17 protein-coding genes are annotated in these 21,083 nt (G+C 72.0%); 7 read left to right on the top strand and 10 right to left on the bottom strand.

Annotation, left to right across the window (positions count from 1 at the left end):
* Positions 1-731, top strand: a 731-nt coding sequence (locus QL985_RS08985) for a queuosine precursor transporter (protein ID WP_290147744.1), incomplete at its 5' end; no start/stop codon positions are given.
* Between the two features lie 43 nt (positions 732-774).
* Here QL985_RS08985 and QL985_RS08980 read toward each other — a convergent pair.
* Both QL985_RS08980 and tgt read right to left on the bottom strand, forming a co-directional pair.
* Positions 775-1,632, bottom strand: a complete 858-nt coding sequence (locus QL985_RS08980) for an MBL fold metallo-hydrolase (RefSeq protein WP_070637003.1) — start codon at positions 1,630-1,632, stop codon at positions 775-777.
* A 367-nt stretch (positions 1,633-1,999) separates the two neighbouring features.
* Complete coding sequence (gene tgt / locus QL985_RS08975) at positions 2,000-3,286, bottom strand: tRNA guanosine(34) transglycosylase Tgt (protein WP_070637002.1); 1,287 nt, start codon at positions 3,284-3,286, stop codon at positions 2,000-2,002.
* Between the two features lie 137 nt (positions 3,287-3,423).
* Between tgt and QL985_RS08970 the strand changes: the two genes are divergently transcribed.
* Entirely contained in the window at positions 3,424-3,654 is a 231-nt protein-coding gene (locus tag QL985_RS08970) for a hypothetical protein (protein WP_019309911.1), read from the top strand.
* A complete protein-coding gene (locus QL985_RS08965) occupies positions 3,651-4,043 on the top strand; it encodes a PIN domain-containing protein (RefSeq protein ID WP_259905596.1) in 393 nt (130 codons plus the stop codon). Before QL985_RS08970 ends, QL985_RS08965 begins: the two co-directional genes overlap by 4 nt.
* A gap of 31 nt (positions 4,044-4,074) precedes the next feature.
* Here QL985_RS08965 and QL985_RS08960 read toward each other — a convergent pair whose 3' ends face one another.
* The 3 genes from QL985_RS08960 to idi form a co-directional block, all read right to left on the bottom strand.
* Complete coding sequence (locus QL985_RS08960) at positions 4,075-4,617, bottom strand: NUDIX hydrolase family protein (RefSeq protein WP_019309913.1); 543 nt, start codon at positions 4,615-4,617, stop codon at positions 4,075-4,077.
* Between the two features lie 62 nt (positions 4,618-4,679).
* Positions 4,680-5,852: a glycoside hydrolase family 76 protein gene (locus QL985_RS08955; RefSeq protein ID WP_039101647.1), complete on the bottom strand. Its 1,173-nt coding sequence runs from the start codon at positions 5,850-5,852 to the stop codon at positions 4,680-4,682.
* A gap of 153 nt (positions 5,853-6,005) precedes the next feature.
* Complete coding sequence (gene idi / locus QL985_RS08950; RefSeq protein WP_059281436.1) at positions 6,006-6,548, bottom strand: isopentenyl-diphosphate Delta-isomerase; 543 nt, start codon at positions 6,546-6,548, stop codon at positions 6,006-6,008.
* Positions 6,549-6,622: 74 nt separating this feature from the next.
* Between idi and QL985_RS08945 the strand changes: the two genes are divergently transcribed.
* Positions 6,623-7,591 carry a pseudouridine synthase gene (locus tag QL985_RS08945; RefSeq protein WP_059281437.1) on the top strand — a complete coding sequence of 323 codons (969 nt, stop codon included), beginning with the start codon at positions 6,623-6,625 and terminating at the stop codon, positions 7,589-7,591.
* A gap of 221 nt (positions 7,592-7,812) precedes the next feature.
* Positions 7,813-8,826, top strand: coding sequence for a CAP domain-containing protein (locus tag QL985_RS08940; protein ID WP_059281438.1), 1,014 nt, complete (start codon positions 7,813-7,815; stop codon positions 8,824-8,826).
* Positions 8,827-8,896: 70 nt separating this feature from the next.
* Here the strand turns inward: QL985_RS08940 and QL985_RS08935 are convergent, their stop codons facing one another.
* Positions 8,897-9,904 (bottom strand): DNA-formamidopyrimidine glycosylase family protein, encoded by a 1,008-nt coding sequence (locus QL985_RS08935; RefSeq protein WP_059281439.1) that lies wholly within the window; start codon positions 9,902-9,904, stop codon positions 8,897-8,899.
* 120 nt (positions 9,905-10,024) lie between these two features.
* Between QL985_RS08935 and QL985_RS08930 the strand changes: the two genes are divergently transcribed.
* Together QL985_RS08930 and QL985_RS08925 are read left to right on the top strand one after the other, a co-directional pair.
* On the top strand, positions 10,025-10,597 hold the full coding sequence (locus QL985_RS08930) for a hypothetical protein (protein WP_144802002.1): 573 nt from the start codon (positions 10,025-10,027) through the stop codon (positions 10,595-10,597).
* An 80-nt stretch (positions 10,598-10,677) separates the two neighbouring features.
* Complete coding sequence (locus tag QL985_RS08925; protein WP_059281440.1) at positions 10,678-11,466, top strand: alpha/beta hydrolase fold domain-containing protein; 789 nt, start codon at positions 10,678-10,680, stop codon at positions 11,464-11,466.
* A gap of 86 nt (positions 11,467-11,552) precedes the next feature.
* Here the strand turns inward: QL985_RS08925 and QL985_RS08920 are convergent, their stop codons facing one another.
* The 4 genes from QL985_RS08920 to QL985_RS08905 are packed head-to-tail and all read right to left on the bottom strand — an operon-like array spanning position 11,553 to position 20,891.
* Positions 11,553-16,775, bottom strand: coding sequence for a DEAD/DEAH box helicase (locus QL985_RS08920; RefSeq protein ID WP_259921373.1), 5,223 nt, complete (start codon positions 16,773-16,775; stop codon positions 11,553-11,555).
* Entirely contained in the window at positions 16,765-17,553 is a 789-nt protein-coding gene (locus tag QL985_RS08915) for a DUF4232 domain-containing protein (RefSeq protein WP_039101655.1), read from the bottom strand. Before QL985_RS08915 ends, QL985_RS08920 begins: the two co-directional genes overlap by 11 nt.
* A complete protein-coding gene (locus tag QL985_RS08910) occupies positions 17,550-20,513 on the bottom strand; it encodes an FAD-binding and (Fe-S)-binding domain-containing protein (RefSeq protein WP_259906082.1) in 2,964 nt (987 codons plus the stop codon). Before QL985_RS08910 ends, QL985_RS08915 begins: the two co-directional genes overlap by 4 nt.
* 51 nt (positions 20,514-20,564) lie before the next feature.
* The gene (locus QL985_RS08905; RefSeq protein ID WP_019309925.1) at positions 20,565-20,891 is read right to left on the bottom strand and encodes a 2Fe-2S iron-sulfur cluster-binding protein; all 327 of its coding nucleotides are present in this window, start codon (positions 20,889-20,891) and stop codon (positions 20,565-20,567) included.
* Positions 20,892-21,083: the final 192 nt, after the last annotated feature.

Below are 21,083 nucleotides of genomic sequence, written 5' to 3'. Positions count from 1 at the left end.
CCACACACCCCGCACCCGCCGACGCCGCCGCGCGCGCCGCGTCCCCGGCAGCCACCGCGCAGCCGGTCTTCGCCCGCCGCCCCCGCACGTACTTCGACGTGATCCTCGCGGCGTACTGCGTGATCCTGGTGCTCTCCAACATCGGCGCCACCAAGGGTGTGCAGTTCGGTCCGGTCATCACGGACGGCGGGTTCTTCCTGTTCCCCCTGGCCTACGTGCTGGGGGACGTGGTCTCCGAGGTCTACGGCTTCCGCGCGGCCCGCAAGGCGATCCTCACCTCGTTCTTCTTCGGGGCGTTCGCCTCGGTGGTGTTCTGGATCGTGATCATCCTGCCCCCGGCCCCGTTCTACGAGAACCAGGCAGCGTTCGAGGCGGTGCTGGGGCCCGTGCCGCTCATCGTGGTGGCGTCCCTGCTGGGCTACCTGGTGGGCCAGCTGCTCAACGCGTACGTGATGGTCAAGGTCAAGCAGCGCACCCAGGAGAAGCACCTGTGGGCGCGGCTGATCTCCTCCACCATGGTGGGCGAGCTGGTGGACACGGTCATCTTCTGCACGATCGCCGCGCCCATCATCGGCATCAACTCGTGGTCCGGGTTCCTCAACTACGTGCTCGTGGGCTACGTCTACAAGTGCCTCGTGGAGGTGGTGATCATGCCGGTCACCTACGCCGCGATCGCGTGGGTCAAGCGCCGCGAGCCCAGCTACTCGGAGCCCGTCCCGCTGCAGGGCTGAGCGCCCCAGGGAACGGCGCGTGCGGCGTCGTCGTGCGCTGCGCTCAGCGGTTCAGGTAGGCGAGCTGGGCGGCGATCGAGTGCTCGGCCGCGCGGCGCACCCCGGCGGGGACGTCCGCGTAGACGGCGTCCGTGACGGTCTCCACGCTCGCGGAGTCCCCCAGCTCGGCGACGACGCCGCGCACCTGCTCCAGCCGCTCCAGGCGGTGCTCCGCGAGCTCGTCGCACACGTCCTGCAGGTCCGGCAGCGGTGCGCCGTGGGCGGGCAGGCCCATGGCACCCGAGCGCTTGCCGAGCCGTTCGAGGGTGTGCAGGTAGTCGTCCAGGGTGCCGTCCGGGTGGTCGATCATGGTGGTGCCGCGGCCCAGGACGGTGTCGCCGGTGAGGATGGTCTCCGGCTCGTCGTGGTGCAGCAGGAGCGAGACGGAGTCCGAGGTGTGGCCCGGGGTGGCCAGCACGCGGATGCTCACGCCCGCGGCCAGCACGCAGTCCCCGTCCCGCAGGGGCTCGCCGCTGTCCCGGCAGAACTCGGGCAGGGCGGCGCGCACGGGGGCGCCGGTGATCTCGTGCAGGCGGTCGATGCCGTCCGTGTGGTCCCCGTGGCGGTGCGTCACCAGGATCAGCACCACCCTGCCGGTGGCGGCCACGGCCTGCAGATGGTCCTCGTCCAGGGGCCCCGGGTCCACGACGACGACGTCTGGTCCCGGCCACTCACCCCGTCCCTGAGCGGACGGGTGCTGGCCGTAGTCCGGGTGCTCGGGTCCGGTGCCGGGCGCGGAGAGGATCCAGGTGTTGGTGCCGTCCAGGGTCATGGGCCCGGGGTTCGGTGCCAGGATCATCCCGGCGCACGCGCTCACGCGGTGCAGCACGCCGGGGACGGTGAAGTCGGGCTGCGCGCTCATGCTCGGGCGCCCCGTTGCTCGGTCTCCGCGAGAACGACGACGCCGCTGCCGCTGGCTCGCGCGGCCCGGGTCACCGTGCGCGCGGGGCGGCAGAGCGGTCCCGTGGCCGGGATGCGCCTGGTCTCGCTCAACACGTGGGGCCCTCGAACCTGCGGATCCCTGAACCCCCGCCTGTTGCGGCAGAGGACCGGGTGGACCCACCGGGGCCGTGGATCCGCGTGCAGAGGACTCCCGGCGGGTTGAAGAAGTTCACGGCAGTCTAACGCGAGGGAAGGTCGTGCCAGGTCCGGGCGCACCCGCCTCAGCGCCGTACAGGCGGATGCGCCACCGCGAGTGGATCACCGGAGCCGGCCCCGCGGCGTCGTCGTCAGGCGGTGGGCTGGACGGTGCCGTAGTAGGTGCCCAGGAACTCGTCCCGGTACTCGAAGTAGGTGTCCGCCTCGATCGCGGCGCGGGCGCCGGCCACGAGGTCCAGGACGAAGCGCTCGTTGTGGATGGACGCCAGGGTGGCGGCGTTGCGCTCCTTGGACTTGAACAGGTGCCGCAGGTACGCGCGGGTGTAGTGCGTGCACGTGTAGCAGGGGCACGTGTCCGAGATGGGCGTGAAGTCCCTCTTGAAGCGGATGTTCGTGAGGTTGACCCGGCCGGTGGGGGTGTACACCGCGGAGGAGCGGGCCACGCGGGTGGGGGAGACGCAGTCGAAGGTGTCCACGCCGTTGTCGATCGCGGTGAAGATGTCGTCCGGCTCGGAGATGCCCAGCAGGTGCTTGGGGGTGTTCTCCGGCAGCTCCTCGGTGCACCAGCGCACGATCGTGCCCAGCTGCGACTTCTCCAGCGCGCCGCCGATGCCGAAGCCGTCGAAACCCATCTCCGACAGGTCCCGGCACGCCTTCCGCCGCAGGTCCTCGTACTGGGCGCCCTGGATCACGCCGAACAGCGCCTGGTAGGGCTTGTGGGCCCGCTCCTCCGTGAGCCGGCGGTGCTCCGCGACGCAGCGCAGCGCCCACTTGCGGGTGCGCTCCAGAGCGGTCTCCTGGTACTCGCGGGTGTTGTGGAGGGTGGTGAGCTCGTCGAACGCGAACATGATGTCCGCGCCGATGTTGTGCTGCACCCGCATGGAGACCTCCGGGGTGAACCGGTGCAAGTCCCCGTTGAGGTAGGAACGGAACCACACGCCGTCGTCGTCCACGCGCGCCATGCGCTTCTGGCCGGGCGCCATCTGGGAGTCCCCCAGGGGGTTGGCCACGGTGGACATGTCGATCACCTTGCCCAGCCCCGACCCCAGGGACATCACCTGGAACCCGCCGGAGTCCGTGAACGTGGGCCCGGGCCAGTTCATGAACGTGCCCAGCCCACCGGCCTCGTCCAGGACGTCGTCCCCGGGCTCGAGGAAAAGGTGGTACGCGTTGGCCAGCATGGCCTGGGCACCCTCCGCCGCCATCGACTCCGGCAGCACGGCCTTCATGGCGGCCTGGGTGGCCACGGGGATGAACGCGGGCGTCTGGATCTGCCCGTGCGGCGTGGTGATGGTGCCCGTGCGGGCCTGGAACTGTCCGCCGTTCTCGCCCACCCGCTCCTCGGGAAGGGAGGGGCTGTCACGCAGCCGGGTGTGGAGCTCGAAGCTGAACGGGGGTGTGGGATCTGAGATGGGCACCCGACCATTGTGCCGGGTCCGGCGGTTGAACTGTTCCGGAGGTTCCCGGCGGAGCCTCCGGGTGACGCCCGGCAACTGGGCCGTTCCGCCCTGGCCTCCGCTGCCGCATTAGCGCTGCATCATCTATGATGCAATTCATGCGCACTACCGTAGACCTTCCTCCGGCCGTCCACCGGAGGGCCCGGGACCTCGCGGACCAGCAGGGGCAGTCGTTGTCCGCCGTGCTGGCGGACCTCGTGGTGAGAGGTCTCGCGGAGAGGAACGAGCCAGTGACGGTCTCGGTGGATCCCGTGACGGGGCTTCCCTCCCTCTCGCTGGCCCGGACTCTCACGGACGCAGATGTCCGTGAGCTGCTGGACGAGGAGTGAGACCACATCTTCTCGACGCCAACGTGGTCATCGCGCTGGTCGTGACGGAGCACGAACACCACCACCAGGCGCGTACGTGGTTCCAGGACCAGGAGCGGTTGCTGCTGTGCTCGGTGGTTGAGGGCGCGCTCGTACGCATGCTTCTGCGTCTGGGGGAGCGAGGTGAGGCCGTGGAGCAGGTTCTGGCCGCGCTCCACGACCACCCGAGAATCGACTTCCTGGCGGATTCGCCGTCCTATCTGGGCGTGCAGCTCGCAACGCCCACCGGCCACCGTCAGGTCACGGATGAGTACCTCGTCATGCTGGCCAGCCACGCGGGGGCGAGACTCGCCACTTTCGACCGGGCGCTGAGCGCCAGGCACCCGGAGCAGGTCACGGCCCTGGCATGACATTGCCGTCCCTCCAGGACGGCGGAAACGCTCAGCGGCCCCAGCCGGCGTGGGCGATGGCCTGGCGGATGAGGTCCTCGCGCCCGCCCTCGAACTCCTCCTGGACGTCCAGGGACAGCGCCTCGTCCGGGGTCATCCAGGACAGCTGCAGCGCGTCCTGGCGGGGTTCGCACTCGCCGCGCACGGGGACGATGTAGCTCAGGGCCACGGCGTGCTGGCGGTCGTCGGTCAGCCCGGTCTCGGACGGGGACGGGAAGAACTCGGACACCGCGAACGGCACGGTGGTGGAGGGCATCTGCGGCATGGCCAGCGGGCCCAGGTCCTTCTCCAGATGGCGCAGCAGCGCGGCGCGCACGGTCTCCCGGTACATCACGCGCCCGGAGACGAACGTGCGGACCATCCGGCCTTCGTCGTTGGCGGTGAGCAGCAGCCCGATCTCGGACAGGCAGCCCAGCGGGTCCAGGCGCACGGGAATGGCCTGGACGTACACGATGGGCAGCGTGGCGCGGGCTCGGTTGAGGTCCTCCTCGCTGAGCCAACCAGGGTTTGGGTCCGGGGTGCGTACTGAGCTCATGCCTCGTTTCTACCCCCGCCACACCCCTGCGGGCCAGAGTCCTCCCGCGTGGCGGGCCCGGTTCAGCGGTCAGCCGAACGTGCGGCCGCCTCCAGCACGGTCCACGCCTGCACCTGGGTGCTCAGCTCCACGGGCGCGCCGGTGCGCTGCGCCTGGTTCGCGTGCTGGGACGGCTCCGGGGAGAACACCGCCACGGTCTCGCCGCGGCTCGCGCCAGGATTCGAGAAGTCCTCGTCCGGGTCGAACTCGCGCCGCCCATCCCACAGGGCGTCCGCGGTGTCGCACACCAGCGCCTTCGCCGTGCCGCGTGCCTCGGCATCCAGCTCGGACGACGACGCCGCTTCGCCCAAATAGCGCGCCAGGATCCCCGTGAACAGCCCGGCATCCCCACCGCCCTGGCCCGTGAGCACGGGTGCGCCGTGCGGGCCGGGGACCGTGAACTGCTGCGCCGCCCCCTGCACGAGCTGGGAGGCGCGGGAGAGCCAGCGCTCGCGCTCGGCGGCGTCGTCCGTCACGCGGGCCAGTTCGAGCGCGGCGCCCAGCACGGGGCCGCTGTTGTAGGTGTAGACGTGCGGGTCCACCGCCGTGATCTCCGAGCCGGAGCCGGCGGCGACCATGCGGATGCCGTCCAGGAACACGCCGCGCTCGGCGTCGAAGAGGGTGTTGAAGAGCCACGTGAGCAGCGCACGGGCCTCGTCCACCCGGTGCATCCGCAGGAACGTGAGGGCCACCGGAGCCGTGGAGGCGGTGTTCTTGTAGTCGCGGGTCATGTTCCACCATGCGCCACCGCCCAGGTTCGCATCGCACCCGGACTCGAGCCGCTTGGCCAGCGCCACCCCGTCGTCCTGCACCGTGCGCGTGGTGCGGCCCGTGGCCGCGACGTCCTCGTGGCGCAGCCGGCCCAGGGCGAGGGACAGCCATGCCATGTCGTCGAAGAACACGTTGTTGGTCACCCGGCCGCCGCTGTGCACGGCGATGCCCCGCTGCAGCTGGTGCGCGCGGGACCGGGAGCGGGCGGCGTCGTCGTGGTGACCGGAGGCGCGCTCGCGGGCGGCGGCGTCCACGAACGCCTCCAGCAGGTGCGCCTGCCACCAGTAGTGCCACGGGCCGCGGCGCGGGTGCGGGAACGCGACGGCGCCCAGGTACGTGCCCGGCACGCGGAACGCGCGGGAGCCGAACAGCCGGTCCACGGAACGGGCGGCCGTGGCGGCGCGGTGGGCGGGGGACTCGGGCATCGCGGGGCTCCTGCGGGACGTGGCGGGGTGTGGCAGAAGCCTACCGGGGAGCGGCAGGGGACCAGCCGCGGCAGCGGGCTGTCAGCGGTGAGCCGCCACCTGGTTCGCAGGGGGGGGCCAGCTGGGCGCCCTCCCGCGGGCCGCGAGCCTCCGTCAGCCCAGCGCCTCCCGCAGCGCGGCCTCCCGCACCTGGTCCCCGAGCCACGGGCTGAACGCGTAGGGGGCGGACTCCACCGCGGCGATCAGGTCCTGCGGTGCGGTCCAGGCGTACTCGGCCACCTCCGACTCCGCGGGTCGCGGGTCGGTGTCCGTGACCGCCACGAACACGGGGCAGAACTCGTTCTCCACCACGCCGGTGGCGTCCGTGGCGCGGTACTGGAACTCGGGGACCACCACGGTGAGGTTGCGGATCTCCAGGCCCAGCTCCTGGCGGGCGCGGCGGGCGATCGCGTCCTCGAAGGACTCGTCCGGCCCCGGGTGCCCGCAGAAGCTGTTGGACCACACACCGGGCCACGTGCGCTTGCTCAGCGCGCGGCGTGTCACGAGCACCTGACCGTCCGGGTTGAGCACGTGGCACGAGAACGCCAGGTGCAAGGGAGTGGCCTCGGTGTGGACCTCGGACTTCAGGGCGGTCCCGGCCGGCTGGTGCTGCTCGTCCAGGAGCACGACGCGCTCCGGGGTGCTGTTCTCGCTCACGGTCCCGCCTCACGGTGGTGTGTTAGGTTCCTCGCCATGGTATCGGCCGGGGCGGACACGCAGTGAGGCGCCGCGTGACCCCTCCGCTGCCCACCGTTCGCGGTGTGGGCCCCACCCGGGTGCGGATGCCCGGCCCGGGCGCCCCGGACCCCGTTCTCGACTCCCTCCCCGGTCTGCCCGCCACCGCGGTGGCCTACGTCCGGGACCGTTTTCCCGACGACGCCGCGTGGTTCGCCGAGCAGGTGGCGGCCGGCCGCGTGGTCGGGGACGGCGGCGTCGTCGTGACCCCGGAAACGCCCTACGAACCCGGGGTGTCCGTGTGGTTCCACCGCCCGGTGCCGGACGAGGACGCCCCGCCCGTCACGCTGGACGTGCTCCACGAGGACGAGTGGATCGTGGCCGTGGACAAGCCCCACGGGCTGTGCAGCACACCCAAGGGGGAGAACGTGCGCCGTTCGGTGGTGGTGGCCGCCCGGTGCCAGTTCGGCAACGACGAGATCTCCGCGCTGCACCGCCTGGACCGCTCCACAGGCGGGGTGCTGCTGCTGTGCAAGCGCGCCGAGGACCGCGGCGCGTTCCACCGCATGTTCCAGGAGCGCACGGTGCGCAAGACGTACTGGGCCGTGGCGGGGGTGAACGAGCGTGTGGGGGAGCAGACCGTGCGCGTGGAGTCACGGATCCGCAAGATCCAGGGCGTGGTGCAGGCGTTCGAGGAGCCCGGGGAGGTCAACGCGGTCACGGACGTCCGCCGCGTGGAGACCTTCACGGACGCGGACGGCACGTGGGGGCTGTACGAGATCGCCCCGCTGACCGGGCGCACCCACCAGATCCGCGTGCACATGACCTCGCTCGGGCTGCCGCTGCGCGGAGACAGGCTCTACCCCGAGCCGCGCGAGGACTTCGACGTGGAAGACCCGGAGAACCCCCTGCAGCTGATCGCCCGCTCCGTCGAGTTCGTCCATCCCCGCACTGGACGTGACGTGCGGATCGACTCGCGTCTGACACCGAGCAGCCATGCGGCAGCCACCGGAGCCGTCACGTAACGATTGCGTAACATGTGACGGGTCGCACCCGAGCATGCCCCGCCGGGGTACCGTGGCCCGCGGGTCTTCCCTCCGTTTCCGGGCCCACGCCGGACATGCCACTCACGGGGCATGAGCGGCACCAGTCGGCGCCTGCCGACGCGAGCTGTCCCCGCAGCGTGCACCGCCCCGCCGCATCCCGCGGCGGGATCCCTGCGCGCCCGAAGACGAAACGACGCCACATGCCTCCTCGCCACCTCGCTGTCCGCACCGGGCAGTACTCTTTCCAGCGTGCCGTCACGGCGCTCACGGCATCCACCGCGGCGGCCGCCGCGGTCCTCGCCGGCGGGCTGTTCACCGCACCCGCGGCCAACGCCTCTTCCTCGGACATCGTCTCCGTGTCCTCCGGCACCCGGAACGCGGACGCCCAGAAGATGCTCGGGCAGATCAACAGCCACCGGGCCGCCCGCGGTCTCAAGCCCGTGAAGTACTCCCCGTCCCTGTCCGGGATCGCCCAGGGCCAGTCCAACCGGCTGGTGAACCAGGAAGTCATCAGCCACACCAACACCTTCCTCACCGACTCCCGGGCCGCCGGCTACGACGCCGCGGGGGAGATCCACGCCCTGTCCTGGCAGAACAACGTCACGGAGCTCACCACCTGGTGGAAGGGCTCGCCCGCGCACAACAAGGTGCTCACGGATCCTCGCATGGAGGTGGTGGGCATCGGACTCACCTACGTGGACGGCAGCCTGGGCCGCACCGGTCAGGGCTGGCGACTGGTCGGCACGGTGACCTCGTACGGCTACCCCGCCGGCCGGGCACCCGCCGACACCCGCACCAGCGTGACGGGTGGCCCGGTGGCGCCGCAGTCCAAGCCGCCCACGGGCGCGGCCGCCGCCAACTACCCCGTCACGGGCGGCATCCGCGCCCGGTACAACGCCCTGGGCGGTGCGGCTGTGATCGGCACCCCGGTGACGCCCGAGCGCGGCGGACTTCCCGGCGGGGGCGTGTACCAGAGCTTCCGCGCCCCCAACGGCGCACAGTGGAAGATCCTCTGGTCCCCCCGCAGCGGCGCGCACGCCGTGAAGGAGACGGGCGCGATCGGCACGGCCTGGAAGGCCCGCGGCTACGAGCGCGGCCTGGGCTATCCCGTCACGGACGAGTACCGCTCCGGCTCCGAGGTGCGCCAGCGTTTCTCCAATGGGTACACCGTGCACTGGTCCCGCACCACCAACCGCACCTGGATCACGCGCTGACCCGTCCCTCCACGACGACGCCGCCCCGCGGACTCCCTGCCTCGGCACGGGTCCGCGGGGCGGCGGTGTGTCAGGTCGCGGCCTGGCAGCGGGGGCACCACGCGATGGTGCGCAGGTGCTGCACCGCGGTGCGTGAGGGGGCGGGGTCCACCGTGAGCAGGGCGTCGTCGATCTCCCCGCGCTTGAGCTGCGTCCCGCAGCGCCGGCACGGCTGACCGTCCTTGCCGTACGCCCAAAACAGGGGGCGGCCCTGCGGCGCCTGGCCCACGGTGGAGCGCATGGAGCGGTCCTTGTTCAGGTGCAGCAGCTTGTGGGCGAGGACGACGATCTCCCGCAGCTTGCCCTCCGGCAGGGAGCCCACCCGGGCCCAGGGGTTGGTGCGCGTCATGAACAGGGTCTCCACGCGGTACACGTTGCCGATCCCCGCGAGGTTGCGCTGGTCCATCAGGGCGGTGCCGATGGCGCGGTCCGGCTGGGCGCTCAACCGTTCCAGCGCCTTCTCCAGATCCCAGTCCGGGCCGAGGATGTCCGGGCCCAGGTAGCCCACGAGCTCCGGCTCCTCCAGCCGGGTGGGCACCAGGCGCACGTCCTTGACGTCGAAGCCCACGGCCTCCACCTCTTTGGTGCGCAGGATCGCGCGGATGGTGTGCGAGCCCTGCCCGAGGGCCACGTCCGCACTGATGCGGGTGCGCGCCTCGGCGGCTGACCGTACGCTGCCGCCTCGGCGGGCCTGTCCGCGCGGTCGGTAGGGGCTTGCGCCGGGTCGGCTCCGGCGCCCGCCGGGGCGCGCGGCGGCGTCGTCCTGCTGCCGGTCGAAGACCCGCCAGGTGCCGTCCATCATGAGGTGCGAGTGCAGGGTGAGGGGCTCGGCGCCGGACTTCAGCTCCGCCGCGTCCGGGGCGGCCGAGAGCCGGATGAGGATGTGCTTCCCGCGCGGCACCACCGCCACCACGGTGCGCCCGGACACGTCCGAGGTGGCGAGGGCGGGCACCCGGAAGTCCGAGCTCTCGATCACGGCGCCCTCCAGCGCCTCGCGCAGCATCTTGCACTGGCGGTAGACGGAATCGCCTTCGGGCACGGGGGCCTCCTCGGTTCGCGGTGGGGTGTTCAGCGTACGGCGTGTTCCACCAAATGCTTACGGTGGATCTTCCGGAGTCGCCGAGCGTTTGGCGGTTCACTCCACCTGTGAGGAGCCCTGTTGAGATCCGAGGAGATCGCGAGAAATGCCGAAGGCTGGACCCCGCCCCCGCTGTGGGCGCCGGTGTCCGGGCACCTGATGATCGGTGCCCTCAAGGTGCCGGTGATCGTGCTCCTGCTCTGGTTGGCGACTCTTCCCGGGTGGCTGCGAGCGGTGCCCGTGGGGAATCTCGTGGTCGTGGCCATCGGGGCCGTCCTCATCGGGGAAGTCCTGACCACCCTGGCGGAGCGCCCCTTCGTGATGAAGCGGCGCCTCTCCGCCCCCGGGGGCTGGGACTATGCACTGCTGCCCGTGCTGATCCACGCCCTCGTGGGGCTGGGCCTCGGCGCCCTCCTCCTGGGCGGTCTGGGAGGCGGTGTGGCGCTGGGCGCCGCGTACGCCGTGGCCACGGCGGGTGAGGTGATCCTGTCGAAGTCCTGGCTGCCGGGTGACACCCAGGCCGAGTTCGATGAGACATGGCGTCGGACCAAGCAAATGACGCACGAGACGTTCGACGACGACGTGCAAGACCTCAAACGGCAGGCCGGTCAGAAGGCCCGGGACAGCTACTACAAGCGCAAGGGAAACGAGTGACGCAGGAGCAAGCGGTGTCCATGGTCCACACGTAGGCCTACCTCCGCCTGTGCATGTCCGGACCCGCCTATGGTGACGAGATGATCGACATCGAAGCGCTGAGGCAGTCAGCCCGGCAGCGAGCAGCCGCGCGGCCACGGTCACCATTTGACGGCATGATCCGCGATGAGCACGTGGGCGGCGTCGCGACGCGGTCCTACACCCCGCACGAGAAGATGACCGATGCCATCGTCTACTTCTCACACGGTGGATACGGGGTGTTCGGTGATCTCGACCTCCAGGACGCCTACTGTCGTCGTCTCGCAACAGTCTTGCGCCGTCGAGTCGTTGCCGTGGACTACCGCCTCGCGCCCGAGAACTCGTTCTTCGATGCAGTCGCCGATCTCGAGAGCTGCATTCGGGGCCAGGCAGGGACCACGGGCGTCATTCTCTGTGGAGATTCGGCCGGGGGTGCCGTGAGCGTCGCCGCAGGGGATCGGATCGGAGCCACGGTTCGGGCTTTGATACTCACCAACCCGAATCTCGACCTCACTCTGCAGTCCTTCGACCGTCCGGCTCCCCAGGGCCCGGACTGGGAACTGTTGCACCGGGCTTTCACCCTCTGGTTACGGCCGCTGCCGCTGCAGGAGGCCCCGGAGCTCCACCGACCGGAGAAATCGCCGCCACCCATTTTTCTTGCTGTCGGAAGCGAGGACTCTCTGGTTCCAGAGGCGCGCCTACTGGCAACTATTTGCGCGAGCCGCGGATGGGACTGCGAACTCAATATCGTGAACGGGCGCGGTCACGGTTTCATGAGTGACCCTGACAGCGCGGACCTCGTGCTCAGGCGGGCTGACGCTTTCATCCGCAGGCATCTTGCCGTGTCCTGATCACGCACTCCCGCACAGAACAGGGCGAACCTCCACCGAGGTTGCCGCGCCTCCGCAAGGTGCCCCGCGGAAACAGCCCCGGGCCGTCACCCCCTGCCCCCACCGACCGGCGCCCGCATCCGCACACCCTTCGGTGTCTGGTAGAAGCCGCCCGCGAGCAGCCCGTCCCGCACCGCGGTGACCAGCTCCTCCGAGGAGAGCACCGAGTCCCCGTTGACCTTCTCCACCACCAGCGAGTCCACGGCCTTGCGCTGCACCAGACCGGCCACCGCCTCCGCCGCGAGGTGCAGCAGCGCGGGGTCAGAGACGAACGCCAGCGCCGTCTTCCCGCCGCGCTCCAGGTACAGGGTCAGCGCGCCATCCACGAGCACCACCACGGCACCGGCCTTCCGCCCCGGCCGGTGCTTCGTGCTGGACTCCAGCACCACCGCTTCCGGCCAGTCCAGTGCCGCACCGTACGGGTTCGCGGGGTCCGTGGCCGCCAGCGCGAGGACCTGGGGATCGGTTTTGCGGGCGGCGTCGTCGTCCGTGAAGCTGCGCAGCACATCAACCGTTGCCGGTTGCGTGAACTGGGCGGCCCCGAGGCCCTCGATGAAGTAGCCGCGCCGCGCCCGGCCCGCGTCCTCCAGGGCGCGCAGCACCTTGTAGACCGTGGAGAAACCGCCCGGCACGTCCTCCACCGCCACGGGCCCGCGCGTGAGGATGCCGTAGCGGTCCAGGAGCAGCTCCGCCTGGGCCTGCGCCCGCACCGTGGGGTTCAGCGGCTCGGGGCGCAGCACGGACCACCGGCCCGCCGTCGTGCGCTCCTCGCCGCCCCCGGAGGCGCGTACCACGCGCGTACCGGACGGGGCGGCGTCGTCGGAGGAACCCGCGGGGTCGAAGCCGGCTGGACCCCGCCCCACCGCGCGCAGCCTGGCGGCACCCCGGCGCCCCGCGGAGCGGGAACGCCCCGGCCGCTTGGGCGTCTTGTGCGCGGAGTGCCCGCCGGAGATCAGCGCACGCACCGGGGCGTACGTGTCATTGGTGATCAGCCCCGCCCACAGCAGGTTCCACAGCGCGGTGTGCAGCTGGGCCATGTCCACGCTCACGCCCGCCGCCGCGAGGGGCTGGACCAGCTGCCACGCGAAGTACGCGCCACCGCCCTGCAGGACCGTGAGCAGCTCCCGTTCGAGCGCGGAGTCCAGGGCGCCCGCGGCGGCGTCCAGCTGCGCGAGCGGCGGCAGCGAGAGCTCGGCGGACTCGGCCAGATGGAAAGCCACCCAGCCGTCCTCACCACCCAGGGACCCGGCGCCGGAGAAGACGACCTCGCCCGTGGCCATGAGCTCGTCCAGCATGGCGGGCCGGTAGTCCACCACGCGCTGCGCGAGAACGAGCGGCTCCCACGCGGACGCCGGGATCGGTACCCCGGCCAGCTGGTCGATCACGGTCAGCACCCCGTCCAGCCCCCGCAGCTGGTGCCCCTTCACCGCGTGCTGCCACGCGGGCAGGAACGTGGCGTACGCCTGCGGGTCCACCGGCTCCACGTCCGCGCGCAGGGCCGCCAGCGAACGACGCCGCAGGGTCCGCAGCACCTCGATGTCGCACCACTCCGAGTCCGACGCCGCCGGGTCACCGCTCGGGCGGAACGCCCCCTCGCTCACCCGCCGCTGCTTGGCGAGGGACCGCAGCGCGGACTCCACCACGGCCGGGCCCAGGCTCAGGGCCTGCGCGGCCTCCGCCACACTGAACGGCCCGTGCGTGCGGGCGTACCGGGAGACGAGGTCCCCCACGGGATCCGCGACCGGTTCCAAGAACGCGAGCGGCACCCCCATGGGCAGGGGCTGACCGAGCGCGTCCCGCATTCGGGCGGCATCCTCCACCGCGCAGTACACCTCACGCCCGCCCACGCGCAGCACGATCGCGCGGTTGGTGTCCACGAGGGCGTCCAGCAGCTCGCGCGCGGCCTCCGGGAAGATCGCCCGGTACGCGGGGTCCTCGGCCCGCTCCGCGTCCTCCTCGCCGTCAGGACCGTCCGACGCCGCATCTTCCGCGGCCGGCGCCCCCGCCGGAACGGAACCGTCCCCGCGCAGGCGCAGGGCGGCGTCGTCGGCGGTCATGGGTCCGAGCAGGCGCAGCAGGTCCGCCGCGCCCTCCACCCCGCGCAGGCGGCGGTCCGGGGCGAGGCGCTGCAGCTGCAGGACGGTGGTCTCGATGACCTCGGGGTCCAGCAGCTCGCGCAGCTCGGCGCGGCCCAGCAACTCGTTGAGCAGCGCGGGGTCCAGGGACAGCGCGGCGGCCTTGCGCTCGGCCAGCGGGGAGTCGCCCTCGTAGAGGAACTGCGCCACGTATCCGAACAGCAGGGTGCGCGCGAACGGTGAGGGGGAGTCCGTGGTGGTCTCCACCACCCGCAGCTTGCGCCCGGCCAGGTCCCGCTGCAGCTGGAGCAGGGCGGGGACGTCGTACACGTCCTGGAGGCACTCGCGCACCGTCTCCAGGATGATGGGGAACTGCGGGTACTTCCGGGCCACGTCCAGCAGCTGGGCCGAGCGCTGGCGCTGCTGCCACAGGGGCGTGCGCTTGCCGGGATCGGCGCGCGGCAGCAGCAGGGCGCGCGCCGCGTTCTCCCGGAACCGGGACGCGAACAGCGCGGAACCGCCCACCTCCTCGGTAACGATCTGCTCGAGCTCCTCCGGCTCGAAGAGGAACAGCTCCGCCCCGGGGGGCTCCTCGTCCGTGGCGGGCACGCGCAGCACGATGCCGTCGTCCGCGGCCTGCGCGCTCGCGTCCAGACCCCAGCGCTCGTCGAGCCGCGCGCGGACGGCTAGCGCCCACGGGCCGTGCACGGGCGTGCCGAACGGGCTGTGCAGCACCACGCGCCAGTCCCCGAGCTCGTCCCGGAAGCGCTCCACCATGAGCGTGCGGTCGTCCGGCACGTGCTCCGTGGCCTCGCGCTGCTCCGCGAGGTACGCCAGCAGGTTGTCCTGGGCCCACTCGTCCAACCCGGACACCGCCAGGCGCTCGCGGGCCTCGGCGTTCGCGGCACCGGCCAGCTCGCGGGTGAAGCACCCGACGGCGCGCCCCAGCTCCACGGGCCGCCCCAGCCCGTCCCCGTGCCAGAACGGCAGCTTGCCCGGAACACCCGGCGCCGGGGCCACGACCACCCGGTTGTGGGTGATCTCCTCAATCCGCCAGCTGGAGGCGCCCAGCGCAATGATGTCCCCCACGCGGGACTCGTAGACCATTTCCTCGTCCAGCTCGCCCACGCGCTTGGGGGACTTGGAGTCCTGCTCACCCACCAGGAACACGGGGAACAGGCCGCGGTCCGGAATGGTGCCGCCGCTCGTGGTCGCCAGGCGCAGCGCTCCCGGGCGGGCCTGCAGCGTGCCCGTCTCGCGGTCCCACACCAGGCGCGGGCGCAGCTGCGCGAACTCGTCCGAGGGGTACCGCCCGGCGAGCAGGTCCAGCACGGCGTCGTACGCGGAGCGGGGCAGGGAGCGGAACGGGGCGCTGCGGCGCACGGTGTCGTACCAGGCCTCCACGTCCACGTCCTCGGCGGCCACCGCGGAGACCGTCTGCTGGGCGAGGATGTCCAGGGGGTTGGCGGGCACCGAGAGCGGTTCCAGGTTCCCGGCGAGCATCTGCTCCGCGATCACGGCGGCGTCCCGCACGTCCCCGCGGTGCTTGGGGTAGATCCGCCCGATCGACACCTCACCCACCTGGTGCCCGGCACGCCCCACGCGCTGCAGCCCGGAGGCCGCCGAGGGCGGGGACTCGATCTGGACCACCAGGTCCACGTGGCCCATGTCGATGCCCAGCTCCAGGGACGAGGTGGCCACCACGCACCGCAGCCGCCCGGTCTTGAGGTCCTCCTCGATCAGGCTGCGCTGGTCCTTGGACACCGAGCCGTGGTGGGCGCGCGCCAGCACCGGAGATGCCCCCTCGTGGCGGTTGCTCTGCCGGGGGATCGCAGCGGGTTCCCGCTCGGCGGTCGCGGGGCGGACGACGCCGCCCGGGCCGTCGGGCGCGCCAGTCCCGTCCACGGGGGCGCCGAACGGCGCTGCGTGGCCGGGCGCTCGCCCGGGGCGGCTGGGACCGTCGGAGGCGGCACCGGGGGTGCCCGGCGTGTCGTCCCCCTCGATCGCGAAACCGTCGGGACTTTCGGGCCCGGCGCCCTCGTCCCCGGCCGCGCGCCGCGCGCTCTCCGCGAAGAGGTGGTTCAGCGCGTCCCCCACGGCCACGGGATCCCCGGAGCCCTTGCGCTCGCCGTCCGGGGACTGCTCCGCGGCGTTCTTCAGACGGAACTCGTGGATCTCGTTGAGCCGCGCGGTGAGCTTCTCCGCCAGTCCGCGGGAGTTCGCGAACACGATGGTGGAGCGGTGGGCCTCCACGAGGTCCACGATCCGCTCCTCCACGTGCGGCCAGATGGACGCCGTGGCCTGCCCGGACCCGCCCAGGTCCCCGTCCAGGCTCGGGGAGCCGTCCGATGACGGCGACGCCGCCGCCCCGCCCAGCACGGTCATGTCCGGGATGGGCACGGAGACCGTGAGGTCCCAGTCCTTCTCGGACGGCGGGCGCACCACGTCCACGGGCTGCGAGCCGCCCAGGAACCCGGCCACGGTGTCCACGGGCTCCACGGTGGCGGAGAGCCCGATCCGCTGGGCGGGTTCCTCCAGCAGGTCGTCCAGGCGTTCGAGGCTCACCGCGAGGTGCGCGCCGCGCTTGGTCCCGGCCACCGCGTGCACCTCGTCGATGATCACGGTGTTCACGTGGCGCAGGGTCTCCCGCGCCTTGGACGTGAGCATGAGGTACAGGGACTCGGGCGTGGTGATGAGGATGTCCGGCGGGTGGGCCAGCAGGGAGCGGCGGATTGCCTGGGGGGTGTCCCCAGAGCGCACGCCCACGGAGATCTCCGGGGGCTCACCCCCGGCAGCCCTGACCGCCTGGGTGATGCCGATCAGCGGGGCCCGCAGGTTGCGCTCCACGTCCACGCCCAGGGCCTTGAGCGGGGAGATGTAGAGCACCGAGGTGCGGTCCTCGGCAGGGGCGGCCGCGGCGTCGTCGTCCCCGGAGGAGCCCGGGGCGGCGGTGCCGCCCCGCGAGCTCCCGTCAGGGGAACCCGCGGGGGACTTGGCCGCGAGCAGCCGGTCGATGGACCACAGGAACGCCGCGAGGGTCTTGCCGGAACCGGTGGGGGCCACCACGAGAGCGTGGTGGCCCGCCGAGATGGCCTCCCACGCGCCGCGCTGGGCCGCCGTGGGCCCGTGGAAGGCGGCGTCGAACCACTGCGCGGTCGCGGGGGAGAAGAGGTTCAGGACCGAGTCAGGATCCAAAGCCCTTGACCTGGAGCTGGGAGACCTTGGGGTTGCCACAGGCCTGACCCGGGTAGGAGACCACGAGCGACTCGTGGCTGCCCGGCGGGTAGATGCGCAGGCCCGTGACGTCGTGCGGGTTGCACACCTGCCCGATCACGCCGGGATTGGTGATGCTCACGCTGGTGCTCGTGGACGCTCCCGGCTGCAGGGTGACCGGCGCCGTGGGGGCCTCCGTGCGGGAGGCGGGGGCGCCCACGATGGCTCCGCCCGCGTCCACGAAGGAGACCCCCGGGTAGCCGTTGAGGGTGCAGGGCGCGGAGCCCTTGTTGGTCAGGGTGAGGGTCGTGATGGTGTGCCCGGCCGCACCGTTGGAGGGGGCTGCGGTGCCGCTGAGGTTCGACGCGTTGCACACGGCACCCGCGGCCTGCTGGTCCGCCTTCTCCTTGTCGAAGGGGCTCGCGGTGGGCATGCCCACCTCCGGAGCCGACGCCATGCGGGTCTCCGTGGGCTGGGGCTTGGAGGCGTCCTCGGCCTGGGTGGTCTCGGTCGAGGCGGTGGGCGGCGCCGGCGTGGCCGATGCGGAACCGTTCGTCGCGCTCGGGGACGTGGTCGGGCTCGGGGACGCGGACGGGCTCGCCGACGTGCTCGAGCTCGCGGAGCTCGCGTCGCCGGAGGACGGCTCATCGCCGGAGGAACCGCACGCGGACAGCGCCAGCAGGGCGGTCAGGGCAGTGGCGGCGAGCAGCGGACGGGAGTGCCTGTGGGTGCCCCGGGGGTCGGGCGATGAGGTCGTCATGGTGACAGTGTCCTACGTTTCGTCGGCAATGCGGCACACATCACCTCTGCGAGGTGCACCGCGTCGGCCTGCGTGCCCTGGGCGATCTGCGTGCGGCACGAGAAACCGTCCGCCAGCACGATCGCCCCGGGTTCCGCGGCCCGGATCGCGGGGAAGAGGTTGCGCTCGCCGAGTGTCCGCGAGATCTCGTAGTGCCCCGGCTCGAAGCCCCAGTTCCCGGCCAGCCCGCAGCACCCGCCGCCCACCACGGAGGTGTCCACGCCCAGCTTCTCCAGCACGGTGAGCTCTGGGGAGTAGTCCCCCATGGCCTTCTCGTGGCAGTGCACCTGGCACACCGCGCTGCTCGGACCCTGCCGGGTCTCCAGCGGCTCGAACGGCCAGTCCCCGCCGGCCTCCAGGTGGGCCGCCGCGAACTCGCCCAGGGTCCGGGTGAGGCCCTTCACCACGTGGGCCCGGGGGTCATCGGGCAGCAGCTCGGTGATCTCGTGCTGGAGCATCACCGTGCAGGACGGCTCCAGCCCGATCACCGGGTACCCGGCCTCCAGCAGCGGTGCCATCACGTCCAGGGTCTGCCGCAGCACCTTCCGGGTCATGTCCAGCTGACCCGTGGAGTGCCACGTGAGCCCGCAGCACACGTCCCCCATGGGCATCAGCACGCGGTAGCCCATGGCCTCCAGGACCTCCACGGCGGCCTTGCCGGGTCCGTCCGCGGAGTAGGTGGTGAACGTGTCCGGCCACAGCACCACGGACGGGCGCCCGGCGGGATCGGCCCCCGCCATCCCAGTCGCTTGGGCACTGCGGACCGACGACGCCGCACGGCCGCCTCCGCGCGGAGCCGCACCGGCGGCGTCGTTCCCGGCAACGTGGCCCGCGTGCTGGGAGCGCGCGCGGAACCACGCGGTGAACGGGGTGTCGTTGAAGCGGATCATGTCGCGGCGCGGTTCGATGCCGCCGAGCTTCTTGGTGAGTGCCTCTACGGCCGGGATGCGTTCCAGGACGTTGACCGCGCGCAGGGAGCCGGGCACGCGGGCCGCGATCCGCATGAGCCACGGCATCCACCCCATGGTGAGGTGCGCCATGGGCCGGCGGTCCCGGCCGATGAACGAGCGGAGGCCCTGCCGGAAGTGGTGGTGCAGGAACTCGGCCTTGTAGGTGGCCATGTCCACGTTCACGGGGCACTCGGTGGCGCACGCCTTGCAGGACAGGCACAGGTCCAGGGCCTCGTAGGTCTCCTTGGACTTCCAGCCGTCCGTGAGGTGCTCGCCGCGCAGCATCTCCGCGAGTGAGCGCATGCGGCCTCGCGTGGAGTGCACCTCGTCCCCGGTGGCGTGGAAGGAGGGGCACATGGCCCCGGAGTCCGAGCGGCACGCTCCCACCCCCACGCAGCGGTTCACGGCCTGGCCGAACGAGCCGTTGTCGTGGGAGAAGGCGTGCACCGGGGTGAGCTCGAACGTGCGCGCACCCGGTCCGGGGCGGATGCCACGGTCCAGCGGCTCCGGATCCACCAGCACGCCGGAGTTGAACACACCCTCGGGGTCGAAGATCCGCTTGAAGCGCCCGAACGCCGCCAGTGCCTCCGGCGTGTAGATCGTGCTCAGCAGCTCGGAGCGGGCGCGTCCGTCCCCGTGCTCGCCGGAGACCGAGCCGCCGTAGCGGTGCACCAGCTCGGCGGCCCGCTCGATGAACTCCCGGTACCGCGCCACCCCGTGCTCGGAGTTGAAGTCGAAGGAGATGCGGATGTGCACGCAGCCTTCGCCGAAGTGGCCGAACGGGATGCCGCGCAGATCCATCTCCTCCAGCAGGGCGTAGAGGTCCCGCAGGTACTCGCCCAGCCGGGCCGGAGGCACCGCGGAGTCCTCCCACCCGGGCCACGCCTCGCCGCCGTCCGGCAGGCGGGTCACGATGCCCGCTCCGGCCTCACGGATGTGCCACAGGGCCCGGGCCTGCGCAGGGTCGCCGACCACCACCGAGTCCACCACTGTCTCCTCGACCAGCGCGGGGAGTCTCCGGGCGGCGTCGTACGCCTGCTCGGGGGTGTCCCCGGCGACCTCGCAGTACAGCCAGCCGCCCCCGCGCGGGAGCTCGGAACCGGCCTGCTCCTGGCCGGGGCGGGTGCGCAGGGCGGCCAGCAGGTCCGAGCCCATGCCCTCGATGGTGGTGACGCCGGAGACCCGGAGCGCGGGTGCGGCGCTCGCGGCGTCGATCGCGTCCTGGAACCCGAGGACCGCCAGCGCGGTGTGCGCGGGCTTGGCCACGAGCTTGACCGTGAGCTCCGTGATGATCCCGCACGTGCCCTCGGTGCCCGCGAAGGCCTTGGCGGTGTCGAAGCCGTTCTCGCCCAGCAGGTAGTGCAGCCCGTAGCCGGAGACCTGGCGCGGGAACTGGCCCAGCTCGGTGCGCAGCATGGCCAGGTGGTCGTTGCGCAGCCGCTCCAGCTGCGAGGTCAGGACGGGCTCGGAGGTGCCGCCCGCGTCCAGGGTGACCAGGCGGCCGTCGGCCAGCATGACCGTGACCGAGACCAGGTTCTCCGCACTCGTGCCCCACGCAACCGAGTGGGAGCCGCACGCGTTGTTGGCCACCATCCCGCCCACCGTGCAGCGCGAGTGGGTGGAGGGGTCCGGGCCGTAGGTGAGGCCGAACTCGGAGGCGGCCTCCCGCAGCTGGTCGCAGATGACCCCGGGCTCGATCCGCGCCGTGCAGGCCTGCGGGTCGATCTCCAGGATGCGGCGGAAGTGGCGGGAGGTGTCGATCACCAGGCCCTCGCCGATCGCGTTGCCCGCCACGGACGTGCCGCCGCCGCGGGGGACCACGGACCAGCCGTTCTCCCGCGCGGTGGCGAGCAGCTCGCGGATCTCCGCGACCGAGCTCGGCTCGGCCACCGCGGCGGGGAGCCTGCGGTAGATCGAGGCGTCCGAGACGTACGCCGCGCGCGTGGTCAGATCGTCCCGCAGGACCGTCATGCTGCTCTCTCTTCCTCCGCGCGTGGCCGTGCTCGTCTCAGCGGTGGGCGCTCACCACTCCGGGGCGATCTCGATCTCCGCGCCGTCCAGGTCCTCGGACCACTCCACCTGGCAGGTCAGGCGGGAGTTGTCGTGACGGGTGTCGTCCAGCATCTCCAGGAGGTCTTCCTCCTCCTCGTTGGTGCCGCCCGTCTTCACGAACGTCTCCTGGTCAAGGTACGAGTGGCACGTGGAGCACGAGGCGTTGCCGCCGCACGTGGCCAGGATGGGGAACTTGTTGCGGGTGAGGCACTCCATGAGGGACTCGAAGTCCTTCCACTCCACACCCTCGGTGCGCACACCGTCGCGGTCGGTCACGTTGATCTGGATGCTGCTCACTCGCCTGGACCTCCTGGGGCACTCGCCCCGGCCGAATTGTTCTGGGAACCAGCCGCCATTCTACGAGCGCCCGTCAAACCCCGCGTCATCGCACGACGCCGCCCGGCCGGCTTCCGCACGCGGGTCCCGTGCCGCCCGTGCCACCCGTGCCGCCCGGGGTGCTCGGGGCGCGGCCGGGCGGCGTCGTGCGAT

Origin of the sequence: Kocuria sp. APC 4018 (assembly GCF_030407675.1) — a bacterium.
Taxonomy (GTDB): Bacteria; Actinomycetota; Actinomycetes; order Actinomycetales; family Micrococcaceae; genus Kocuria; species Kocuria rhizophila.
The sequence above is the reverse complement of the archived record's forward strand: the minus strand, read 5'-3'. Positions and strand labels throughout refer to the sequence as shown.

Bases quoted from the DNA above. Each gene is read 5' to 3' on its own strand.
- QL985_RS08980 (WP_070637003.1), bottom strand. From the start codon at position 1,632: ATGAGCGCGCAGCCCGACTTCACCGTCCCCGGCGTGCTGCACCGCGTG.
- QL985_RS08970 (WP_019309911.1), top strand. From the start codon at position 3,424: ATGCGCACTACCGTAGACCTTCCTCCGGCCGTCCACCGGAGGGCCCGG.
- QL985_RS08960 (WP_019309913.1), bottom strand. From the start codon at position 4,617: ATGAGCTCAGTACGCACCCCGGACCCAAACCCTGGTTGGCTCAGCGAG.
- QL985_RS08955 (WP_039101647.1), bottom strand. From the start codon at position 5,852: ATGCCCGAGTCCCCCGCCCACCGCGCCGCCACGGCCGCCCGTTCCGTG.
- QL985_RS08940 (WP_059281438.1), top strand. From the start codon at position 7,813: ATGCCTCCTCGCCACCTCGCTGTCCGCACCGGGCAGTACTCTTTCCAG.
- QL985_RS08925 (WP_059281440.1), top strand. From the start codon at position 10,678: ATGATCGACATCGAAGCGCTGAGGCAGTCAGCCCGGCAGCGAGCAGCC.
- QL985_RS08915 (WP_039101655.1), bottom strand. From the start codon at position 17,553: ATGACGACCTCATCGCCCGACCCCCGGGGCACCCACAGGCACTCCCGT.
- QL985_RS08910 (WP_259906082.1), bottom strand. From the start codon at position 20,513: ATGACGGTCCTGCGGGACGATCTGACCACGCGCGCGGCGTACGTCTCG.